This window comes from Collimonas humicola (assembly GCF_018304945.1).
Taxonomy (GTDB): Bacteria; Pseudomonadota; Gammaproteobacteria; order Burkholderiales; family Burkholderiaceae_D; genus Collimonas; species Collimonas humicola.
In genome coordinates this window covers 495,099-513,033 of the sequence record NZ_JAGQEE010000001.1, presented here as the reverse complement: position 1 = coordinate 513,033, position 17,935 = coordinate 495,099, and the positions used below count along the sequence as shown (strand labels likewise).

23 protein-coding genes are annotated in these 17,935 nt (G+C 61.6%); 9 read left to right on the top strand and 14 right to left on the bottom strand.

Annotated features, from left to right (window positions below):
* Nucleotides 1-9: 9 nt before the first annotated feature.
* The 3 genes from KHU30_RS02445 to KHU30_RS02435 form a co-directional block, all read right to left on the bottom strand.
* On the bottom strand, nt 10-477 hold the full coding sequence (locus KHU30_RS02445; RefSeq protein ID WP_211441051.1) for a DUF2844 domain-containing protein: 468 nt from the start codon (nt 475-477) through the stop codon (nt 10-12).
* Between the two features lie 182 nt (nt 478-659).
* Nucleotides 660-2,015 (bottom strand): TAXI family TRAP transporter solute-binding subunit, encoded by a 1,356-nt coding sequence (locus KHU30_RS02440; protein ID WP_211441050.1) that lies wholly within the window; start codon nt 2,013-2,015, stop codon nt 660-662.
* 49 nt (nt 2,016-2,064) lie between these two features.
* Nucleotides 2,065-2,277 (bottom strand): DUF3820 family protein, encoded by a 213-nt coding sequence (locus KHU30_RS02435; RefSeq protein ID WP_211441049.1) that lies wholly within the window; start codon nt 2,275-2,277, stop codon nt 2,065-2,067.
* 199 nt (nt 2,278-2,476) lie between these two features.
* Here KHU30_RS02435 and KHU30_RS02430 point away from each other — a divergent pair, with 199 nt between their 5' ends.
* Genes KHU30_RS02430 through KHU30_RS02420 form a run of 3 tightly spaced genes read left to right on the top strand, consistent with a single transcriptional unit; the run spans nt 2,477 to nt 6,878 of the window.
* The gene (locus KHU30_RS02430; protein WP_211441048.1) at nt 2,477-3,202 is read left to right on the top strand and encodes an ABC transporter ATP-binding protein; all 726 of its coding nucleotides are present in this window, start codon (nt 2,477-2,479) and stop codon (nt 3,200-3,202) included.
* Nucleotides 3,199-5,787 (top strand): ABC transporter permease, encoded by a 2,589-nt coding sequence (locus KHU30_RS02425; RefSeq protein ID WP_211441047.1) that lies wholly within the window; start codon nt 3,199-3,201, stop codon nt 5,785-5,787. The genes KHU30_RS02430 and KHU30_RS02425 overlap by 4 nt, the downstream gene beginning before the upstream one ends.
* Before the next feature lie 47 nt (nt 5,788-5,834).
* The gene (locus KHU30_RS02420) at nt 5,835-6,878 is read left to right on the top strand and encodes a lipocalin-like domain-containing protein (protein WP_407928031.1); all 1,044 of its coding nucleotides are present in this window, start codon (nt 5,835-5,837) and stop codon (nt 6,876-6,878) included.
* A gap of 20 nt (nt 6,879-6,898) precedes the next feature.
* Here KHU30_RS02420 and KHU30_RS02415 read toward each other — a convergent pair whose 3' ends face one another.
* A complete protein-coding gene (locus KHU30_RS02415; RefSeq protein ID WP_211441045.1) occupies nt 6,899-7,765 on the bottom strand; it encodes a LysR family transcriptional regulator in 867 nt (288 codons plus the stop codon).
* Between the two features lie 127 nt (nt 7,766-7,892).
* Between KHU30_RS02415 and KHU30_RS02410 the strand changes: the two genes are divergently transcribed.
* The 3 genes from KHU30_RS02410 to KHU30_RS02400 all read left to right on the top strand — a co-directional run bounded on the left by KHU30_RS02410 (nt 7,893) and on the right by KHU30_RS02400 (nt 10,001).
* On the top strand, nt 7,893-9,296 hold the full coding sequence (locus tag KHU30_RS02410; protein WP_211441044.1) for an MFS transporter: 1,404 nt from the start codon (nt 7,893-7,895) through the stop codon (nt 9,294-9,296).
* A gap of 160 nt (nt 9,297-9,456) precedes the next feature.
* A complete protein-coding gene (locus KHU30_RS02405; protein ID WP_211441043.1) occupies nt 9,457-9,834 on the top strand; it encodes a hypothetical protein in 378 nt (125 codons plus the stop codon).
* 23 nt (nt 9,835-9,857) lie between these two features.
* Nucleotides 9,858-10,001 (top strand): hypothetical protein, encoded by a 144-nt coding sequence (locus KHU30_RS02400; RefSeq protein ID WP_211441042.1) that lies wholly within the window; start codon nt 9,858-9,860, stop codon nt 9,999-10,001.
* 55 nt (nt 10,002-10,056) lie between these two features.
* On the opposite strand, the gene KHU30_RS02395 is transcribed toward KHU30_RS02400, so the two are convergent.
* The 3 genes from KHU30_RS02395 to KHU30_RS02385 form a co-directional block, all read right to left on the bottom strand.
* Nucleotides 10,057-10,671 carry a glutathione S-transferase gene (locus KHU30_RS02395; protein WP_211441041.1) on the bottom strand — a complete coding sequence of 205 codons (615 nt, stop codon included), beginning with the start codon at nt 10,669-10,671 and terminating at the stop codon, nt 10,057-10,059.
* 170 nt (nt 10,672-10,841) lie between these two features.
* The gene (locus KHU30_RS02390; RefSeq protein WP_211441040.1) at nt 10,842-11,066 is read right to left on the bottom strand and encodes a hypothetical protein; all 225 of its coding nucleotides are present in this window, start codon (nt 11,064-11,066) and stop codon (nt 10,842-10,844) included.
* Nucleotides 11,067-11,141: 75 nt separating this feature from the next.
* Nucleotides 11,142-11,327, bottom strand: a complete 186-nt coding sequence (locus tag KHU30_RS02385) for a hypothetical protein (protein ID WP_211441039.1) — start codon at nt 11,325-11,327, stop codon at nt 11,142-11,144.
* A 21-nt stretch (nt 11,328-11,348) separates the two neighbouring features.
* Here KHU30_RS02385 and KHU30_RS02380 point away from each other — a divergent pair, with 21 nt between their 5' ends.
* Complete coding sequence (locus KHU30_RS02380; RefSeq protein WP_211441038.1) at nt 11,349-11,675, top strand: hypothetical protein; 327 nt, start codon at nt 11,349-11,351, stop codon at nt 11,673-11,675.
* 128 nt (nt 11,676-11,803) lie between these two features.
* On the opposite strand, the gene KHU30_RS02375 is transcribed toward KHU30_RS02380, so the two are convergent.
* The 3 genes from KHU30_RS02375 to KHU30_RS02365 form a co-directional block, all read right to left on the bottom strand.
* Nucleotides 11,804-12,364 (bottom strand): hypothetical protein, encoded by a 561-nt coding sequence (locus KHU30_RS02375; RefSeq protein WP_211441037.1) that lies wholly within the window; start codon nt 12,362-12,364, stop codon nt 11,804-11,806.
* A 119-nt stretch (nt 12,365-12,483) separates the two neighbouring features.
* Nucleotides 12,484-13,251, bottom strand: coding sequence for an anti-sigma factor family protein (locus KHU30_RS02370; RefSeq protein ID WP_211441036.1), 768 nt, complete (start codon nt 13,249-13,251; stop codon nt 12,484-12,486).
* Nucleotides 13,248-13,802, bottom strand: coding sequence for a sigma-70 family RNA polymerase sigma factor (locus KHU30_RS02365; protein ID WP_211441035.1), 555 nt, complete (start codon nt 13,800-13,802; stop codon nt 13,248-13,250). Before KHU30_RS02365 ends, KHU30_RS02370 begins: the two co-directional genes overlap by 4 nt.
* Before the next feature lie 153 nt (nt 13,803-13,955).
* On the opposite strand from KHU30_RS02365, the gene KHU30_RS02360 reads away from it, so the two are divergent.
* Nucleotides 13,956-14,876, top strand: coding sequence for a metallophosphoesterase family protein (locus KHU30_RS02360; protein ID WP_211441034.1), 921 nt, complete (start codon nt 13,956-13,958; stop codon nt 14,874-14,876).
* 2 nt (nt 14,877-14,878) lie between these two features.
* A complete protein-coding gene (locus KHU30_RS02355) occupies nt 14,879-15,244 on the top strand; it encodes a cupredoxin domain-containing protein (RefSeq protein ID WP_211441033.1) in 366 nt (121 codons plus the stop codon).
* 15 nt (nt 15,245-15,259) lie between these two features.
* Here the strand turns inward: KHU30_RS02355 and KHU30_RS02350 are convergent, their stop codons facing one another.
* The 4 genes from KHU30_RS02350 to KHU30_RS02335 form a co-directional block, all read right to left on the bottom strand.
* Entirely contained in the window at nt 15,260-15,853 is a 594-nt protein-coding gene (locus KHU30_RS02350) for a YdeI/OmpD-associated family protein (protein ID WP_211441032.1), read from the bottom strand.
* A gap of 41 nt (nt 15,854-15,894) precedes the next feature.
* A complete protein-coding gene (locus KHU30_RS02345) occupies nt 15,895-16,110 on the bottom strand; it encodes a hypothetical protein (RefSeq protein WP_211441031.1) in 216 nt (71 codons plus the stop codon).
* Between the two features lie 10 nt (nt 16,111-16,120).
* Nucleotides 16,121-16,585, bottom strand: a complete 465-nt coding sequence (locus KHU30_RS02340; protein WP_211441030.1) for a transposase — start codon at nt 16,583-16,585, stop codon at nt 16,121-16,123.
* Between the two features lie 68 nt (nt 16,586-16,653).
* Entirely contained in the window at nt 16,654-17,664 is a 1,011-nt protein-coding gene (locus KHU30_RS02335; protein ID WP_211441029.1) for an AraC family transcriptional regulator, read from the bottom strand.
* Nucleotides 17,665-17,935: the final 271 nt, after the last annotated feature.

Here is a 17,935-nt window from a genome sequence, read left to right as displayed (position 1 = left end):
CATCTCCGGTCAGCGAATGTCATTAGGGGTCACGCCTTGCGGCAGCAAGGATGGCACATAAGCGCTGCCGGCAAAGGAGCGCATATGACCGCCTGAATGCAATACCAGCTGATCCGACTGGATGGCGACCGCGCGGCGCACGGCATGGGGCGCGCTCGCGGCGCTGACATACTGGTCGGCATAGGTGCCCAGCAATTCCTGCAGGTTCGGCATGTCCGGTCCCTGCCAGCTGACCGCAAACACGATGTTGGCCGGCGAGATGTATTCCCGCACCGTGGTGCCGGACGGCTGCACCGTCTCGCTGACGGTATAGCCGTTGTAGCTGCTGACGCGGGCGGCGCTGGCCTTGGCGCGCGCACTGTCGGACTGCGCCGCGCCGTTGACCGGGGCCGGCCCGGCGGCGGCGCCAAGTGCCGCAAATGCCGGCACGGATTGCGCAAAAAGCAATGCGCAGATGACGGAAACGGGGAATCTCATGGCTCACCTCTGTTCGATTAGCAAATGTCTACGAAATGATACCCGATGCTGCACAGCAATTTACAAAGATGTTTTCATGTCCTTGTCATCACATGACAATCGAAATGTGCTAGAAATTTCCCCCGTTTGCAATGATTAAATTGCGGCTTCGTTTCACCCCGCCCAACCCGGCCCGGCTTTTCTCAGATTCTGTTCTGCAGGCGGGCGCGCACAAAGCCGATATGTTCGCGCAGCACATAGAACTGGTCGGCAAACGCCAGCGGCATTTTCATGCGGTTGACCCCCTCCTCTATGCGATCCAGGCGCTGCAGCAGGTCCGCCTGCTCTTCCTCGGTATGGGTGGCGACGGCGCGTTCCAGCGCAATCAGGGCGCCATACCAGCGGTAGATGCGCGACTTGATGCGCCAGCCGTAGAGCAGCGGCACCAGCTTGAAACCTGGTATCAATAACAGGATGATGGGCAGCAGCACCACCAGGGTCCGGTCTACCAGGCTGGCCAGCCAGAACGGCAGTCCGGAGCGGTAGAAGAAACTCTTGCCCGACTTGTAGTAGCGCGTGGCGTCTTCGCTAAGCGGATATTCGTGCGCCAGCGGCGCCGGGAATTCGCCGGCGCGCTGCAATACGTTGGCGCCGCTGTGCACTTCCTTGGCGGCGTCGATCAGCATGTCGGAGAGCGCCGGATGCAGGTCGTCGCGGGCGATCAGTTCGGCGGTCGGTGCAATCAGGCGAATGTCGCGGCTGGGGACATTCTTGCCCAGGTCGAACAAGCCTTTGGGAATCTTCAGCTCGTTCAGGTAGCTGAAACGGCGCGCATAGGCGCCGGCCTGGGAAAAATCGAGCAGACTGATGCCCGGGGTGTGCAACAGCTTGACCATGGTCGGCGGCGAGGCCGAATCGCCCATCAGGAAAGCGGCGTCGATCTTGCCGTCGGTCAGGGCTTGCGCCGCTTCGTCGCCGCCCATGTCGAGCAGCTCGGTAGTGCCGCCGAGTTCGATCTCGTTGGCTTTCAACAGCGTCAGCGCCAGCACCCGCGAACCGCTGCCAGGCACGCCGATCGCCACCCGCTTGCCGCGCAGCTCGGACAAGCGGTCCAGCCGCTCATGGCCGCGGTAGAACACCGACACCGGCACATAGGAAATGCTGCCCAGCGACACCAGGCCGGCTATCGGCATGTCGCCCGCCACCCCGCCCTGGACAAAACCGACGTCGATGCCGGAATGCGGATCGCTCAGTTTCTTCAGGTTGTCCAGCGAACCCTCCGAGCTGACAATCTTCAGCTTGATGCCGTTGCGCGCCAGGATGGTCCGGTATTTCTCCGCGATCTTCCAGAAACTGCTGTTTTCGGAACCCGTGCTGATGGTGATCGTGCTCGGCGGCGCCGGGTGGATGAACTTGATCGCCAGCCAGATCGCGAAGATGGCCAGCAAGGCAATCGGACCGAAGCTGATCGCCAGGTCGCGCCAGGAAATCGCGACGAAGCGAGTCTTGATGTTGATTGCGGATTGCTTGAGGTCGGACGGTTTGAGTGGATTAGCCATGCGTCTTATTTTATCGTTGAAGAGCGACAGTCAGCCCTTTTTCTTTGCCTTATCGCTGGCGCAAGGGCTGCAGCAAGTGCGACAAGGCATTGTGATCCAGTTCATACATCAGCGCCAGCAAACCGCCCAGCTCGCCGGCGGGAAAGCCTTCACGGGCAAACCAGGCCAGGTAATCGCCCGGCAAATCGGCGATCAGCCGCCCTTTGTATTTCCCAAACGGCATCTGGCGGGTCACCAGCAGTTGTAGATGTTCCGGGTTCATGGCGTAACAGATCCTGCTCAAGGCATTGCGTAGCAAACGCGCGTATTGTGCCAAACTTCCCGCCGCTATGCGATTTTTGCAGCAACAAGAGCCGATGCCGTCATTTTCTCTTTCTGAGTTCTCTTTCTGGGCAAGCGCCCAAACGCTGAGGGAAAATCCTCTATACACTGTCGACCACAAACCAAATTATCAATCGTCCATGCAAAGCAACAGCGAACCAAAGACATCTGCCGACACCGGCATCCCGGCACTGGAATGCCGCGGCCTGCGCAAGACCTACGGCCATGGCCGTGTGGTGCTGGCGCATCTCGACTTTACCCTGGCCACCGGCGAATACGTCGCCATCATGGGCGACTCGGGGGTCGGCAAATCGACCTTGCTGAACCTGATCGCCGGCCTCGACAACGCCAACGGCGGCGCGATACTGATCGACGGCGTCAACATCTCGAACCTGGGCGACGACGACGCTACCCGCCTGCGCCGGCAAAAGCTCGGCTTCATCTTCCAGGCCTTCCACATACTGCCGCACCTGACCTTGCAGCAGAACGTCGCCCTGCCCTTGCTGCTGAATCAAGCGCCGCAGGAACGCGCGCTGGAGCTGCTGGCGGCAGTCGGCCTGGATGGCCGCGGCAACGACTTTCCGCGCCAGCTGTCGGGCGGCGAACTGCAGCGCGTCGCCATTGCACGCGCCCTGGCGCACCGCCCCAAGCTGATCCTGGCCGACGAACCGACCGGCAACCTCGATCCGGACACTGCCCATGAAGTGCTGGCCCTGCTGCGTCAGGAAATCAAAGTCAACGGCGCTTCCGCCATCATGGTCACCCATTCCGCCGCCGCGGCTGCCAGCGCCGACCGCATCCTGATCATGAGCGCCGACGGCTTGCGCCCGCTGCCGGAAAACGCCACGCTGCCGCTGCTGCAATGAGCGCGGACGCCTCTGCCGCAATCCCGCTCCAAGGCGGCAAACCGCTGCGCACCCTGTCGCGCTGGCTGCTGCTGGGCGAATGGCGCGCGCATCCGGTGCGGGCGCTGGTAGCGATCGCCGCCATCGCGCTCGGCGTCGCCCTCGGCTACGCGGTCGACCTGATCAACGATGCTGCCTTCAACGAATTTTCCGCCGCCACCCGCAGCCTGTCCGGCCAGTCCGACCTGCAGGTGCGCGGCGTCCAGGCCTGGTTCGACGAGGCGCTCTATCCGCAGCTGGCGCTGCGGCCAGGAGTGGCTGTCGCCAGCCCTGTGCTGGAACTCAACGTCACCTTGCCGGGCCAGCAAAGCGCCCTGAAAGTGCTTGGCATCGACGTCTTTCGCGCTGCGCACGTTGCGCCCGACCTGGTCGGCGTGCCGGCGCCGGAACGGCCTTTCGATACGCTTTCCGACGATGCCATTTTCCTGTCGGCGGCAGCCCAGGAATGGTTGCAGGTGCGGCCGGGAGAGCAGCTGGCGCTGCGCAACGGCACCGGCCTGGTCCATCTGCGGGTGGCCGGCGGCCTGGCAAGTGCGCGCGCCGGACAGCGCGTGGCCGTGATGGATATCGGCGCCGCGCAATGGCGCTTCGGCCGCATCGGCAAACTGTCGCACATCGATCTCAAGCTGCAGCCCGGCGTCAACCTTGCCGCATTCAGAGAGCAACTCAGCAGCCAACTGCCGGCCAGCGTGCAGGTGACGGCAAGCCAGGATCAGGACAGCCGCAACAATAATATGTCGCGCGCCTATCGCATCAACCTGAATGTGCTGGCGCTGGTGGCGCTGTTTACCGGCGCCTTCCTGGTGTTCTCGACACAGGCGCTGTCGGTCATCCGGCGCCGTCCGCAATTTGCCCTGCTGCGCGTAATGGGCTTGCGCCGGGCTCAGCTGCTGCGCCAGGTTCTGCTGGAAGGCACTCTGCTCGGCTGCCTGGGGGCGTTGCTGGGACTGGCGCTGGGATACGCTATGGCCGCGGCGGCCCTGCATTTCCTCGGCGGCGACCTCGGCGGCGGCTATTTCCGCGGTGTGCAGGCCAGCGTCCGCTTCGACCTGCCGGCGGCACTGGTTTTCTTTGCCCTGGGCAGCGGCATCGCCCTGCTCGGCAGCCTGGCGCCGGCGCTGGAAGCAGCCAGGGCAAAGCCCGCGGCAGCGCTCAAATCCGGCAGCGAGGAAAGCGCACTGGCGCGGCTGGCGACGCCCTGGCCGGCGCTGGCCTGCCTGCTGCTGGGCGCCCTGCTGACCCGCTTGCCGCCGCTGTTCGGCTTGCCGGTGTTCGGCTATCTTGCTGTGGCCCTGCTGCTGATCGGCGGCATCACGCTGATGCCGCGGCTCGCTGCACTGGCATTTTCCGCGCTGCAGAGGTTCAGCCTGGGGCGCCGCATCGGCATCGTCCAGACGCTGGTGCTGGCGCGCCTGGCCAACGTCCCGGGGCAGGCTTCGATAGCGCTCGGCGGCGTGCTGTCCAGCTTTAGCCTGATCGTGGCGATGGCCATCATGGTGTCGAGCTTCCGCGTTTCGGTCGATGACTGGATGCAGCAGTTATTGTCGGCCGACCTCTATGTACGCTCCGCCAGCAGCGGCGAAACCGGCGCCATGCGCCCTGACGAGCAGCGCCGGCTGACGGCGGCGCCCGGAGTCGCACGCGCCGATTTCCTGCGCAGCTCGCCGCTGACGCTGGATCCGGCGCGGCCGCCGGTGATACTGATCGCCCGCGGCATCGACGCTGCCGACCCCGGCCGCACCCTGCCGCTGATCGGCCCGCTGCTGCCAGCGCCGGCCGTGGCCGCGGCCATTGCCGCCAACGAGCTGCCGATATGGGTGTCGGAAGCCATGGTCGATATCTATCGCTACCGCCTGGGCCAGCGCCTCATGCTGCCGCTGGCCGGCCGCAGTTATCCGGCGGTGGTGGCCGGCATCTGGCGCGACTATGCGCGGCAATCGGGCGCGATCCAGTTGCGCCTGGCGGATTACCAGCGCCTCAGCGGCGATAGCGAGGTCACCGACGCCGCCCTCAGCCTGCAACGTGGCGTCGATCCCGAGACCGTGATCGCGGCGCTGCGCAAACTGCCGTTCGGCGCGGCGCTGGAATTTTCCCAGCCGGGAGAACTCCGTGCCCTCACCCTGAAAATTTTCGACCGCAGCTTCGCCATCACCTATCTGCTGGAAATCGTCGCCATCGTGATCGGCCTGTTCGGCGTCGCCGCTACTTTCTCGGCCCAGACCCTGGCGCGCGCCAGGGAATTCGGCATGCTGCGCCATGTCGGCGTCACCCGGCGCCAGATCCTGTCCATGCTGGCGCTGGAAGGCGGCCTGCTGACGGCCCTGGGAATGGCGGTGGGCTTCCTGCTGGGCTGGGTGATCAGCCTGATCCTGGTGTTCATCGTCAATCCGCAATCGTTTCACTGGACCATGGATTTGCATATGCCCTGGTTCGGCCTCGCCATCGTGGCGTTGCTGTTGCTGGTTTCCGCCGGCGCCACGGCTTTGCTGGCGGGCCTGCGCGCGGTGTCTATCGATGTATTGCAAGCGGTGCGGGAGGACTGGTGATGTTGCAGAGAATATTCACATGGCTGTCCGGCAGCCTTCTATGGGTCATGCTGTCGTGGGCGCCGCCGTCAGTTGCCGCCGCGCCGGAGTTTGTCCAGGTCGTCCCGGAAAAAGCGCTGGCGCTGCCGCGGGATACCGGCGCCCATCCCGATTTCCGCACCGAGTGGTGGTATGCCACCGGCTGGCTGGCGCTGCCCGACGGCAAGCCGCTCGGCTTCCAGATCACGTTCTTCCGCTCCGCCACAGAACATGACCGCGCCAATCCCAGCGCCTTTGCCCCCAGCCAATTGATCATCGCCCACGCAGCGCTGTCCGATCCAAGCCTCGGCAAACTGCTGCACGATCAGAAAAGCGCCCGTGCCGGATTCAGCCTGGCATATGCCAAAGAGGGCAACACCGACGTCGCCCTGGATGACTGGCGGCTGCTGCGCCAGGCCGACGGCCGCTACCTGGTCAGTGTCGCCGCCCGCGACTTCACGCTGGAGCTCAGCCTGGCGCCGACCCAGCCGCCCTTGCTGCAAGGCGACGGCGGCTATTCGCGCAAAGGACCGCAGGCGGCGCAAGCCAGCTACTACTACAGCGAACCGCAGCTACAGGTGAGCGGTAAAGTGAGCCGCGCCGGCCAGGCCCAGGCTGTCAGCGGCAGCGCCTGGCTGGATCACGAATGGTCAACCAGCGTGCTGGCGGCCGGCGCCGTCGGCTGGGACTGGCTGGGCGCCAACCTGGACGATGGTTCCGCGCTGATGGGATTCCAGATCCGCAACCGCAGCGGCGACAAGGTGTGGGCGCATGCGGCCTTGCGCGATGCACACGGCCAGGTCACCCAGTACGGACCGGAGCAGGTCAGCTTCGTGCCGCAGCGCAGCTGGCGTTCGCCGCGCACCGACGCCAGCTATCCGGTGCAAGCCGTCTTGCACACCGGCGCAATCGCATGGTCGCTGCAGCCATTGCAGGACGATCAGGAGCTCGATTCGCGGCTGTCGACGGGATCAGTCTATTGGGAAGGCGCGGTCACGGTAAACCGGGACGGCAAGCGCGCCGGGCGCGGCTATCTGGAGTTGACCGGCTATCTCAAGGCCTTGAAATTCTGAAGGCGAGCTATGCGGCCTGCTTACATGTCGCCATACACTTCGACGATGGCATCGGCCACGGCGCGCACCCGCGCCGTGCGGTTCAGGTCGCCATGCAGCACTAGCCAGATATCGTAGGCTTCGGCGCGCTGCGGCCAGATCCGCGCCAGCAGAGGATCATCGTCCGCCATGTGGGTCGGCAGCTCGCCGATGCCGAGCCCGGCACGCACCGCTTCTATCATCATCAGGCCGGAATTGACTTCCATCGCCACGCGCGCATTGCCGCAGGGTTCGCCGCACAAGGCTTCGCTCTGGGAAGGCGAGATGCTGCGCTGGTAGATCACCAGGTCGTGTCCCTGCAAGGCGGTATCCGGCTGCGGCTGGCCGCGCAGTTTCAGGTAGCTTTTGGAGGCATACAAGCCGACTTCGCGCCGTGTCAGGTGGCGCGATATCAGATCCGGACTGCTCGGGCGCAAGGTGCGTACCGCCAGGTCGGCTTCGCGTCGGGTCAGGTTCGAGAGCTGGGTAGAGGTGCTTAGCACTACCCGGATATCCGGATGCAAGACGTGCAGGCGCTGCATGGCGATCATCAGGAAGTGCTTGCCCATGGTGTCGGTGGCGGCCAGCCGCACTACGCCGGACAGGCGATCGTCGATGCCTTGCATCTGCCGTTGCAGCTGGTCGGCCGCCTGCTCCATCCGCTCGGCCGCGGCAAAGGCCAGCTCGCCGGCCGGCGTCGGCACATAGCCGGTGGGCGTGCGCAGGAACAGGCGCGCGCCGAGCGACTGCTCCATCGCCGCCAGGCGGCGGCCGACCGTAGCCTGGTCCAGATGCAGCAAGGCGGCAGCGCCGCGCAGCGTGCCGACACGGTAGATGCCAAGGAAAATCCTGGCGTTGTCCCAATCCATCAATCCTCGCTGTTGTTTTTAGTGATGCATTTTTGCATCAGACAAATGAAATTATACGGATTTATTACATCAACGGAGGGTACTACCATACTGGGCTATTGATAAACACAACACAGGGAAACATACCATGGCCGCTCAATGCCCCACTCCCGTCAACCTCACCGGCACGGCGCCCGGCGGCTTGCTGCCGCTGGTCACGCTGGCCATCGGCTTCGTCATGGCGATGCTGGACGTCACCGCCGTCAATGTCGCGCTGGCCGACATTTCGCACAGCCTGCGGGTGCCGCTCAGCGGCCTGGTCTGGGTGGTCGACGGCTACACCTTGACCTTTGCCGCCCTGCTGCTGGTCGGCGGCGCGCTGGCGGACCGCTATGGCGCCAAGACCGTCTACCTGAGCGGACTGGCGGTTTTCATGCTGGGCTCGGCCCTGTGCGGCGCAGCCCCGGACGGCAATACCCTGATTGCCGCCCGCATGCTGCAAGGCGTGGGCTCGGCCTTGTTCATGCCGAGCTCATTGAGCTTGCTGACCCACGCTTACCAGGATGAGCGCGTGCGCGCCCGCATGCTCGGCACCTGGTCGGCGATTGTTGCGGTCGCGGCGGCCATGGGGCCCTTGGTGGGCGGCGTGCTGGTCGACCGCTACGGCTGGCGCAGCGTGTTCCTGATCAACTTGCCGGTCGGCCTGCTCGGCCTGCTGCTGGCGCAGGGTGCGATCCCTGCGGCGCCCAGGCACTGGCGCGCACTGCCTGTATTCAGCCACGCGCTTGGCATCGGCGGCCTGGCCAGCCTGTGCTTTACCTTGATCGAAGGACCTGTGTATGGCTGGACCTCGGCGCCGATCCTGGCCAGTGCGGCGCTGTTTGCCACTGCGCTGACGCTGCTGGTGCGGCGCGAACGGCGAGGCGCTGAACCGCTGCTGCCGCGCGCCCTGTTTGACACGCCGCGCTTCGCCGCCGCCAACGCGATCGGCTTCCTGGTCAATTTCAGCGCCTTTGGCCAGTTGTTCCTGCTGAGCCTGTTTTTACAGCAGGCGCGCGGCAGCGACGCCTTGCATACCGGTTTGCAGCTGCTGCCGGTAATGGCGGTATTTTCCATCGGTAACCTGCTGTCTGGACGTATTACCGCGCATTGGGGCGCGCGTCTGCCTATGTTGGGCGGCCTGTTGCTGGCGACCGCGCTGACCGCGCTGCTGGCGGGCATGAAGCCGGATACCCCGTATCTGCTGTTGGCGCTGGCAGCGGCCGTCGCCAACTGGGGCGTCGGCATTGCGATTCCGGCGATGACCACCACCGTGATGCAGGTAGCAGGACGCAGCCATGCCAACAGCGCAGCGGCGGCCCTGAACGCCAACCGCCAGATCGGCGCCCTGGTCGGCGTCGCCATCGTCGGCAGCATCCTGCATGCCGCCGCCGGCTGGGACAGCCGCCTGCCGTTCGCCTTCGGCGCCATCAGCCTGGCCTATGGCGCCGCCGCAGTGCTGGTGTGGCGCTTCATCAGGAATCCGGTGCAATCGCACAGTGTGCGAGCCTGATGGCAATCGATCGGCCCGGCGCCTGCTCTCACTGCTGCCCGATCGGCGCCAGGTTTCCATTTCCGTCAACGCAGGCTACACTTAGAGCCGGGACCAAAAGATGATACATTTAACCTCGATAGCTTAAATTCAATTCGCAGCATTTTTTATCGGGAGACGCATGAAAAGTCCATTGACAGGTCCATTTCTCTTTCTCGCCACCATCCTCCTTGCCGGCTGCAGCATGATGCAGCCCAACGTGCGCAGCTATACGCCACCGCCGCGCAGCGCCGCGCCGGCGCCCGCACCGGTATCGCTGTCGGAATCGCTGAGCCCGTCGGAACAGATCGTCGACATGCCGCAAGCAAGCGCGGCGCCGAAACGCGGCGAATTGTCCGACGTGGTGGAACGCATGGCGCGCCGCAACGCGTGCGCGCCGGCCGCCAATGCCACGCTGATCGCCAAGACCAGCGCGGTCGAAACCTACCAGGTCAGTTGCCAGGATGGCCAGCAACAGCTGTACAAGTGTGAGTTGCGGCAGTGCCGCTTGATGAATTAAAACCAGACCGACGGGTGGTTTTCATGAAAACTGCACTAGCCGTACTTGCACTCATTTCATTGCTGGCCGGCTGCGCCTACCCGCATCTGAAATGCGACGATCCCGATGCGCGCCCTAGCTGGTGCGACGACACCGGCGGCATGCGCGGCGCCAAGCATCCTCAATAAGGCACAGCCGTTTCCTCATCTGAAAACGGCTGCCTGCACGGATGGCAATCGGCAGCTATAGCGGCGGCGCGGCGATGAACTCAGCCAGATGCTCCGCTTTTTCCGAAAACGCTTGCAGCGCCGGATAATCCGAGGCGATGACGATTTCCGGCAGCATCATCTGCGTGAAATTCCAGGCAACCGCGGTCGTCAGCCCAGCCTGGTTCATGGTCCGGCTCGTCACTTCCAGCGGCTTGTTGCGCAATTCAAGCTCCAGCGCCTGGTAAGCCGCGAACAGCTGGCCCTGGACCCGCGCCACCCACGGCTCATGTTGCTTTTCCGGCGGCCGCAAGTTGCGCTCGTAGACGATCTGCACGCTCTTCTCGCATGCCGCCAGGCCAAGGCCGATAAGCCGCAAGGCATGCAGGCGTTCGCCGATCTCTGCCGGCATCAGGCTTTTTCCCGGCGCCGCCAGTGCTTCGGCGTATTCCAGGATCAGCGTGGAATCCATCAGCACTCCGCCATCGTCGCACACCAGTGAAGGCGCCTTGACTACCGGATTGATCTGGCGGAACTGTTCAAAAGTGCTGAATACCGAAATCGATTGATGCTCGAAGGGGATGCCAAGCAATTGCAGGGAAATCGAGACACGGCGGACGTACGGTGAATCAAGCATACCGATGAGCTGCATGGTTTCTCCTGATGAGGGTGCGATAGGACCGCCGGACGCGTCCGGCAGGCCGCGTTGCGGCGGTGGAAATCGTAGCATGAAACCGCGTCAGCGCATGATGCATACCTGCGCGATGTAGACCAACTTGCTGGGATGTATGTGCCCCCGGCCGGCGCATGCCGCCGGAGGGGCTAGGATTGCGAGTCAATCCAGATCTTTGCCCATTCACTGCCGAGATATTGTGCTTCGGTCTCGCTGGCCGCCGCGATGGGGGGCTTGAAGACCACTTCGATTTCCCTGTCCGGACCTGATATCGCTACCATCAGAATCACTGCTTCGAAGCAGCCGTTGGCAAGAGCATTGATTTTCAGCGAGTACCTGAAATTACCGTATTCACGCTGTACTGCAAATAACATAAAGCCTTGATCAAGAAAAATTTCAAACGCGTTTGATGCCTGCTACTCCACAACACCATCCTCGGCCTCAGCGCCTCAAGCTTCTTCCACCTCGCGCTTGGCGGGCGTCGCATAGATGTCGATGCACTTGAAGATATCCGCATAGCGCTTCGGGTCGCCGCCGGACTCCAGGACTTTCTTGAATTCCGCCGCTTCGGCGGTACTGTCGAATTCGTAAGCCAATCCTTTAAAAATAACGGTCGCCTCATTCAGTCTAACCATTGCAATCTCCTTGGATTTTATTTGAAAGGAAGTGCCATCCTAGCATCGCCGAAAGTATCCTTTTTCCACTTATTGCAAGAAAAGGTAACGACACTTGTCTTGCCGCGCCACACTGCGGCAGGAACGCCAAAGTCAGTACCGCCGGTACCGGCGGCCTGCTTGGATCAGATTGATATTACGCTTTTGAAGTTCCCTGATGAACTGTCAATAGTGGCAGCAATTCCTATTCGCGCGGCGACGTCTTCAGGACTGGCAGACAAGGTTCCGCGCGCTGCTACCGCTCCAGACTCATTCACTGTCGTCGACGAAACGGCATCTGTCAAACAGTCAAATGTTATGGAATTGTAGATCCCCATCAAAAAATGCTAATGAACGCCCCGCCCTCCAAAAAATAATGTGCGGCAAAAGAAAAAGCCCCGACGTGATCAGGGCTAATTCTTTACCACTTGCTGCGCTGCAGCAGCACCGGTAACCGGTTACTGCATTTTTTCCGGCGTCACTTCGGGCGCGGCTACTGGCGCGGCTTCCGCCTCTTTCGGCGCCGCTTCGTCCACTATCTCATAGGAGGGGTCGTGCACCCAGCGGCTCAAGTCCTTGCCGATGGCGACTGCGCTGCGGTCAAGAATGGTGCAAGTGCCTTTGAAGGCGCCGAACATGCCGCCCATCGACCAGCGGTTGATCTTGGTATGGCGCAGCACCTTGCCGCTAGGATCCAGCAGGTCGGCGTTAACGGTGATGGCTTTCGGCCCGCTGAAAGCGCCGCCGCCGACACCCAGCACATGGGTGATCTGCAAGCGCAGCAGGGTAGCGCCAGCGCTATCGGCGCCAGCGGCAATGGTGCCATCGCCGCCCTTGTTCAGCTTGGCCAGCACCGGACCGACCCGGTGCTGCAACATGTTTTCAATCTGGCACTCTTGCTTGACTTTTTCCACCACGCCGGCCTCGGGGTGATAGGTGACGGGCACTTCCAGCAAGGTGGAGCCGGCAAAAGCCGCTGTGCCGTAGCTTAACAGGCCGATCAACAACAATTTTTTCATCAATATTTCCTGAAGGGTGAGAGAAAAGAGAACATCTTGCCGAGAAGACAGCGCCGGTATTGTACATTGTTGCAAGATGAACATTTGTTCCAAAAGGAAATAAACTTCCCCTCGCCCTTTTATTGCCTCACCATGGAGCGCACCATGCCTGCGAACTGCTCCAGGTCTTTGCCCGCCAGGTCCGACACCGTCCAGTAATTCATGCCGTCCCAGGTCCAGCGCACCATGTGGTAGCCTTGCCGGTTTTGCAACTGCGGCGCAACGTCCCTGTCCGTCGTGGGCCAGATGTACAGATTGATCGGATGCTGTGCATGCCGGTAGATCAGCGCCGCGACAGGCCGGCCGCCGAGATAGTCAAGGCGTCCGCCGATCAGTGGAAAGCCCTGCGACGCCAGGTCGACCACCGGCGGCGAAAAATTCAGCTTGCCGTTAAACCAGGGCTTGACCGTGTGCTGGTCGGTTGAAACCACGTCCGACAGATGATCGACCTGCAGCGAGCGCACATGGCTGGCGACCACTTCATCGGTGAGCTTGTCCTGGTCCGACGGCAGGTTGAGATAGAGGCCGACGCTCCAGGCCAGCGCCAGCATCGTCGCCAGCGCCGCGCCGGCATGGCGCCAGCTGATGCCCCAGTTGAAATGCCAGAAACTGGCGCTGGCGGCGTCCTGCGGCAAAGCATCGATGATGCGTTGCGTCAGATACGCCGGCGCTTCGAAATAAGCGGCGCCCTTCTTGAAGCGCGCACTGACGATGCGCTGCGCTGCGTACTCGCGCTGGCAATCGGCGCAGCCTTCCAGATGACGCTGGATCTCAAGCGTCTCGACGATGCCGAGTTCCTGGTCGGCATAGGCGGGCAACAGCTCCAGCACTTCCTGATGGTCCATCATCGCTCCTGCGGTGCCGCATCCGGCGCCAGAATCCCCGCCAGCAACTTACGGCCGCGTCCGAGACGCGACATGACGGTGCCGATCGGTATGCCGACAATGCCGGCGATTTGCTTGTAAGACAGCTCTTCCAGTTCGCGCATCACCATCACCTCTCGGAATTCCAGCGGCAAGGCTTGCAGCGCCTGTTGCAGCTGCCGTTCGCTGTCCTTGCTCATCAGCAGCGCCTCCGGATTGTTGTCGGCCGCCATCTGGCCGATGCAATCGCCGGCCTCGGCGTGATGCAGTTCCTCGTCGAACGAGGTCTCCTGGCGTAGTTTCTGGCGCTCCTGATGCCAGTTGTAAAAGGTATTGCGCACGATCGTCAGCAGCCAGGCGCGGCCGTCATCGCCGTGAAAGCCGTCGAAAAACCTGTAGGCCCGCAAATAAGCCTCTTGCACTACATCCTCCGCATCTTGGTGGTTGCGCGTCAGCCAGCACGCCAGGTTGAACGCCGAGTTCAGGTGCGGCAGCACGACAGCTTGGAATCGTTTCTTTTTTATCGAATCGCTCATTCACGCGTTTCCATGGTTCATGCAACACTAGACCGCCGATATGCAGAATATATTCCCGAAAAGACGATTAAAACAAAAAAACGGGAATAAATAACAGGGTACACCGGTATAGGATTTTGTCGATCAAGTGATCGCGACAATCACGGAGGGATCATGAAACAAGCCCATCCCGGTGCCCACCCCATCAACCGCCGCAGCTTTCTCCGGCTGGCGGGATTAGGCGGCGCCATCTATGTCTCCGGCCTGAGCGGCTGGTCCAGCGCCGCCGCCCTGCCAGGGGGCGCGAACGAAGACTTCTTTTTCATCCAGCTGTCCGATACCCACTGGGGCTTTGAGGGAGCGCCCAATCCGGATGCCCGCGGCACATTGCAAAAGGCAGTGACGGCAGTCAACAGCCTGGAGCAGATCCCGGACTTCATCGTCTTCACCGGCGACCTCACGCATACCACCGACGATCCGCAGGAACGCCGCAAGCGCCTGCGCGAATTCAAAGAGATTGCCGCGGGACTCAAGGTAAAGAATGTTCACTTCATGCCTGGCGAGCACGATGCCTCGCTGGATCACGGTGAAGCCTATCAAGAATTTTTCGGCAAGACCCACTACAGCTTTGCCCATAAAGGCGTCAACTTCATCGTCATCGACAATGTCTCCGACCCCACCGGCGCCATCGGCGAGACGCAGCTGGCGTGGCTGGCCGGGGAACTGCAGCAGCTGCCGCCGCAAGCCCGCATCGTGGTCTTCACGCACCGCCCTTTGTTCGATCTCTATCCGCAATGGGACTGGGCCACGCGCGACGGCGCCAAGGCCGTCGAGCTGCTGCAGGCACATGCCAACGTGACCGTGTTCTATGGCCATATCCATCAGGAGCATCACCACATGACCGGCCAAATCGCCCATCATGCGGCGAAATCGCTGATTTTCCCGCTGCCGGCGCCGGGTTCCCAACCCAAGCGCACGCCGCTGCCCTGGGACGACGCTTACCCCTATCGCGGCCTCGGATACCGCCAAGTGGCGGCAGAAAGCGCACGGCCGACGGACTACAAGCTGACTGAACTGCCAGTATTGAAAGGCTAATCATGGACCTCCTCTACAAACGCCGCCTGCTGCTGGCAAGCGTGGCTGCCGGCAGCCTGGCCGCAGTCACCCGGCTGGCGCTGGCGCAAACGCCGGAACGGGTCATCAAGATCGTCGCCAAGAAATTCGACTACACGCCGAGCGTGATCCGCCTGAAAAAGAATGTGCCGGTAACGCTGGAGTTCACCGCGCTGGACGCCGTCATGGGCTTCAACCTCCCTGATTTCGCCATTCGCACTGATATTCTCCCCGGCACCGCCTCGCGCCTGCGCTTCACGCCGGACAAGAGCGGTGAATTTGCCTTTCATTGCGATGTGTTCTGCGGCTCCGGCCACGAAAGCATGACCGGTTCCGTGATCGTGACCTGAAATGCGGGAGCGCTGTCAGGGATGCAGCTTCTTGCGCTCGCTCAGCATCTGGGTGAAGGCCGCGATCCGTTTGGCGCGGGTTTCGGCCTTCTTCGCGGTCTGGACCCGGAACAGGACGGCATAGCGGTTCTGGGCATCGAGCGTGGCAAAAAAATCCCGCGCCGCGGGATTGGCGTCGAGCGCCTCCTGTAGATCATCGGGGATCGCCGAGGTGCGTGCGGAATCGTAGGCGGCCTCCCAGCGGCCATCGCTTTTGGCCCTGTCCACTTCCTGCAGTCCCGCCGGCTGCATCTGGCCCGAGGCGATCAGCGCCAACGCCTTGTCCCTATTGATCTTGGACCAGATGCTGCGCGCCGAACGCGGCGTAAATCGCTGCAGCCAGTATTGTATGTCGTCGCTTTTCTTCTGGCCGTCGATCCAGCCGTAGCATAGGGCCAGTTCCAGCGCTTCCGGATGGGATATGGAGCGGCATTCGGCATTCTTCTTGGCGAACCTCAGCCATACGCCGGGTGACTTGCCGTGGTTCTTCTTCAACCATGCCGCCCAGGCCTTCCTGTCGTCAAACAGCAGTATCGATGCATCCTCAGTCGGCTTGCGATCCAGGCTCATAGGCTTTTCCGCGGCAAAAGAGAAGTACCTATTATTGCCGCTCATTTCCCTGAAAGCAATATCTTCACAAAATCCCAGCCCTGGCCAGACAAGACTTCGAGGCCTTGTTCTCGTTTCGTTACCAGTTGCGAAAATCTATGAAGAACAAAAGCACGAACGGCCATTGCGCGAATCATGATTTGCCAGCATTTCATCGGCGAGTTGCCGCGCCAGCTTGCCTTGCATGGCAACACCCGGAGCTCGACTCCGCCATGCATGTGCCTCTCCTCATTTGCTGTTGATTCCTTGCTGCATGGATCCCATTATCAACCGCAGCCAGTCTGAGCCCGCTTCAATTTTGCCGTCATACGGCTTTCCTTCGCTGCCGCTTTTCGGCGCGGGCCAGCCATGAGCTTTACGCACGCTCTTTTTGTTCGCTTTTTTCTCTGCCCGCTGCCGGATATCATCGGCTCGGGCGACAATTTTTTCGAACTGCGCCGTCAATTCAGGATCGTCCTTCACTTCTACTTTCAAGCGATGCCAGATGCCGCTCAGATTCCAGCGCCGAAAGCGCATGTACGCCGTATTCCACTTACCGAATTCAGGCGGCAGATTACGCCATTGACGTGCATCGGCATACCAGAATACCGCTTCGATGAACAGCCTGTTGTCGCGCCCCCGCATGCCTGAATCACCCTCTCTGCCAAGCAGCAGCGGCTCCAGTTTTTCCCATTGATCATCTCTAAGAATCATTTTTCACACCCGTAGTGGTTGTCAACAAAATTTCCCGGCGCCGTCACTGAGAACGCCGCCCGTGCGCGCTAGGCTATCCCTGCCCGTCCCTCTGCCCTGAGCATCTCTGCATAAGCGCCAGGGGACATTTTTTTCTGCTGGCGAAACACCCGGCAAAAATGCGACTGTTCGGCAAAACCGCAGCGCCAGCCAATCTCAGCCAAAGACATGGCTTGTGCATCTTTTTCCGCCAGCAGGCGAATCGCGGCATCCAGCCGGATATCGCGCAACATGGAATGGAAGCTGGTGTCATCGCCGGCATTCAGGAAAACATGATGAACGTTGCGCACCGACATCCGGAACACGTCAGCCACGGTTTGCGCCGTCACATTTGCATCGTGGTAGTTCTGCCTTAGCCACAACACCATGCCGCGATGCAGTTCGCCGCGCTGCCGCAGATTGCGCGCTCGGCTGTTTTCCGCTTTTGGCAGACCCGCCTCCTTGAAAGCGAAACGCATGAGGGAAGCGATATGGTCGGCGATCAATGCCTGTTCATAAAGACTTACCTCCGCTTGCAAGATCTCGGCATTGAGATTGCGGAGATAGGTGGACAACACCGCACCCCAGCCACCGCTCCCTTTCAGTACATGGGCGACGCAATGCTCGACTCGCGGAATCCAGTGATTGACGAATGCTTCGGATAAGGAAATCACTCGCGCGTCAGTCACTTGTTCTTTCACGCTGGAAGACAGCAGGTGCGAATCGATCAACACCATGTCGCCGCTGGCAATGTCGACCGTGCGGCCCAGCTGGCTCAGCACGTGCCGCCCGTCCTGCGTCAACACCAGATGGAAACGCAGCGACGGCACGTTCCGCAGTAAAGTTTCAGTCCGCGCGATGGTGACCGCCGGCCCGAAATAGCGCGTCACGGCAATCGGCCCCATCGATATCGACTCGACGCCGCCGTAAAACTCCGCCTGCTGCTGGCAACTCACTTCCACCGCGTGCAGGCGGCGGCCTAGCTCCTTGGTCCAGTATTCAAGCTTAAGATGTTCAGGCAAGTTCTCTGTCGTAAAAACATGGGTTTTTGGGTTTTCCATTTTTCCTCCAGCAATTCAGTAAAGAATTTCGGCATGGTTGATCCAGGTTGGCGGCAATCGTAAAAATGCATGGTTGTCAAACTTAAAAATACAAACTCTCCCCGGAACCTGCCCTTCATGCGCATCGACCGGAGTTGCTGCGCCAGCCAGCCGTGACGACGGGCAAACGCAGGCCGCTCCTTGAGTTGGCGCGAACAAGGAAGATCGGGCTTTGCATCCGGCAGGATTGTTCGTTATTCAGCGTGACAGGAGAGTTGCAGGAACATGGCCA

Coding starts and splice junctions, on each gene's coding strand:
- KHU30_RS02395 (WP_211441041.1), bottom strand. CDS start 10,671: ATGCAGCTCATCGGTATGCTTGATTCACCGTACGTCCGCCGTGTCTCG.
- KHU30_RS02400 (WP_211441042.1), top strand. CDS start 9,858: ATGAAAACTGCACTAGCCGTACTTGCACTCATTTCATTGCTGGCCGGC.
- KHU30_RS02415 (WP_211441045.1), bottom strand. CDS start 7,765: ATGGATTGGGACAACGCCAGGATTTTCCTTGGCATCTACCGTGTCGGC.
- KHU30_RS02390 (WP_211441040.1), bottom strand. CDS start 11,066: ATGTTATTTGCAGTACAGCGTGAATACGGTAATTTCAGGTACTCGCTG.
- KHU30_RS02360 (WP_211441034.1), top strand. CDS start 13,956: ATGAAACAAGCCCATCCCGGTGCCCACCCCATCAACCGCCGCAGCTTT.
- KHU30_RS02365 (WP_211441035.1), bottom strand. CDS start 13,802: ATGAGCGATTCGATAAAAAAGAAACGATTCCAAGCTGTCGTGCTGCCG.
- KHU30_RS02430 (WP_211441048.1), top strand. CDS start 2,477: ATGCAAAGCAACAGCGAACCAAAGACATCTGCCGACACCGGCATCCCG.
- KHU30_RS02410 (WP_211441044.1), top strand. CDS start 7,893: ATGGCCGCTCAATGCCCCACTCCCGTCAACCTCACCGGCACGGCGCCC.
- KHU30_RS02350 (WP_211441032.1), bottom strand. CDS start 15,853: ATGAGCCTGGATCGCAAGCCGACTGAGGATGCATCGATACTGCTGTTT.
- KHU30_RS02370 (WP_211441036.1), bottom strand. CDS start 13,251: ATGATGGACCATCAGGAAGTGCTGGAGCTGTTGCCCGCCTATGCCGAC.
- KHU30_RS02335 (WP_211441029.1), bottom strand. CDS start 17,664: ATGGAAAACCCAAAAACCCATGTTTTTACGACAGAGAACTTGCCTGAA.
- KHU30_RS02340 (WP_211441030.1), bottom strand. CDS start 16,585: ATGATTCTTAGAGATGATCAATGGGAAAAACTGGAGCCGCTGCTGCTT.
- KHU30_RS02425 (WP_211441047.1), top strand. CDS start 3,199: ATGAGCGCGGACGCCTCTGCCGCAATCCCGCTCCAAGGCGGCAAACCG.
- KHU30_RS02355 (WP_211441033.1), top strand. CDS start 14,879: ATGGACCTCCTCTACAAACGCCGCCTGCTGCTGGCAAGCGTGGCTGCC.
- KHU30_RS02445 (WP_211441051.1), bottom strand. CDS start 477: ATGAGATTCCCCGTTTCCGTCATCTGCGCATTGCTTTTTGCGCAATCC.
- KHU30_RS02435 (WP_211441049.1), bottom strand. CDS start 2,277: ATGAACCCGGAACATCTACAACTGCTGGTGACCCGCCAGATGCCGTTT.
- KHU30_RS02440 (WP_211441050.1), bottom strand. CDS start 2,015: ATGGCTAATCCACTCAAACCGTCCGACCTCAAGCAATCCGCAATCAAC.
- KHU30_RS02345 (WP_211441031.1), bottom strand. CDS start 16,110: ATGCATGGCGGAGTCGAGCTCCGGGTGTTGCCATGCAAGGCAAGCTGG.
- KHU30_RS02375 (WP_211441037.1), bottom strand. CDS start 12,364: ATGAAAAAATTGTTGTTGATCGGCCTGTTAAGCTACGGCACAGCGGCT.
- KHU30_RS02385 (WP_211441039.1), bottom strand. CDS start 11,327: ATGGTTAGACTGAATGAGGCGACCGTTATTTTTAAAGGATTGGCTTAC.
- KHU30_RS02405 (WP_211441043.1), top strand. CDS start 9,457: ATGAAAAGTCCATTGACAGGTCCATTTCTCTTTCTCGCCACCATCCTC.
- KHU30_RS02420 (WP_407928031.1), top strand. CDS start 5,835: ATGCTGTCGTGGGCGCCGCCGTCAGTTGCCGCCGCGCCGGAGTTTGTC.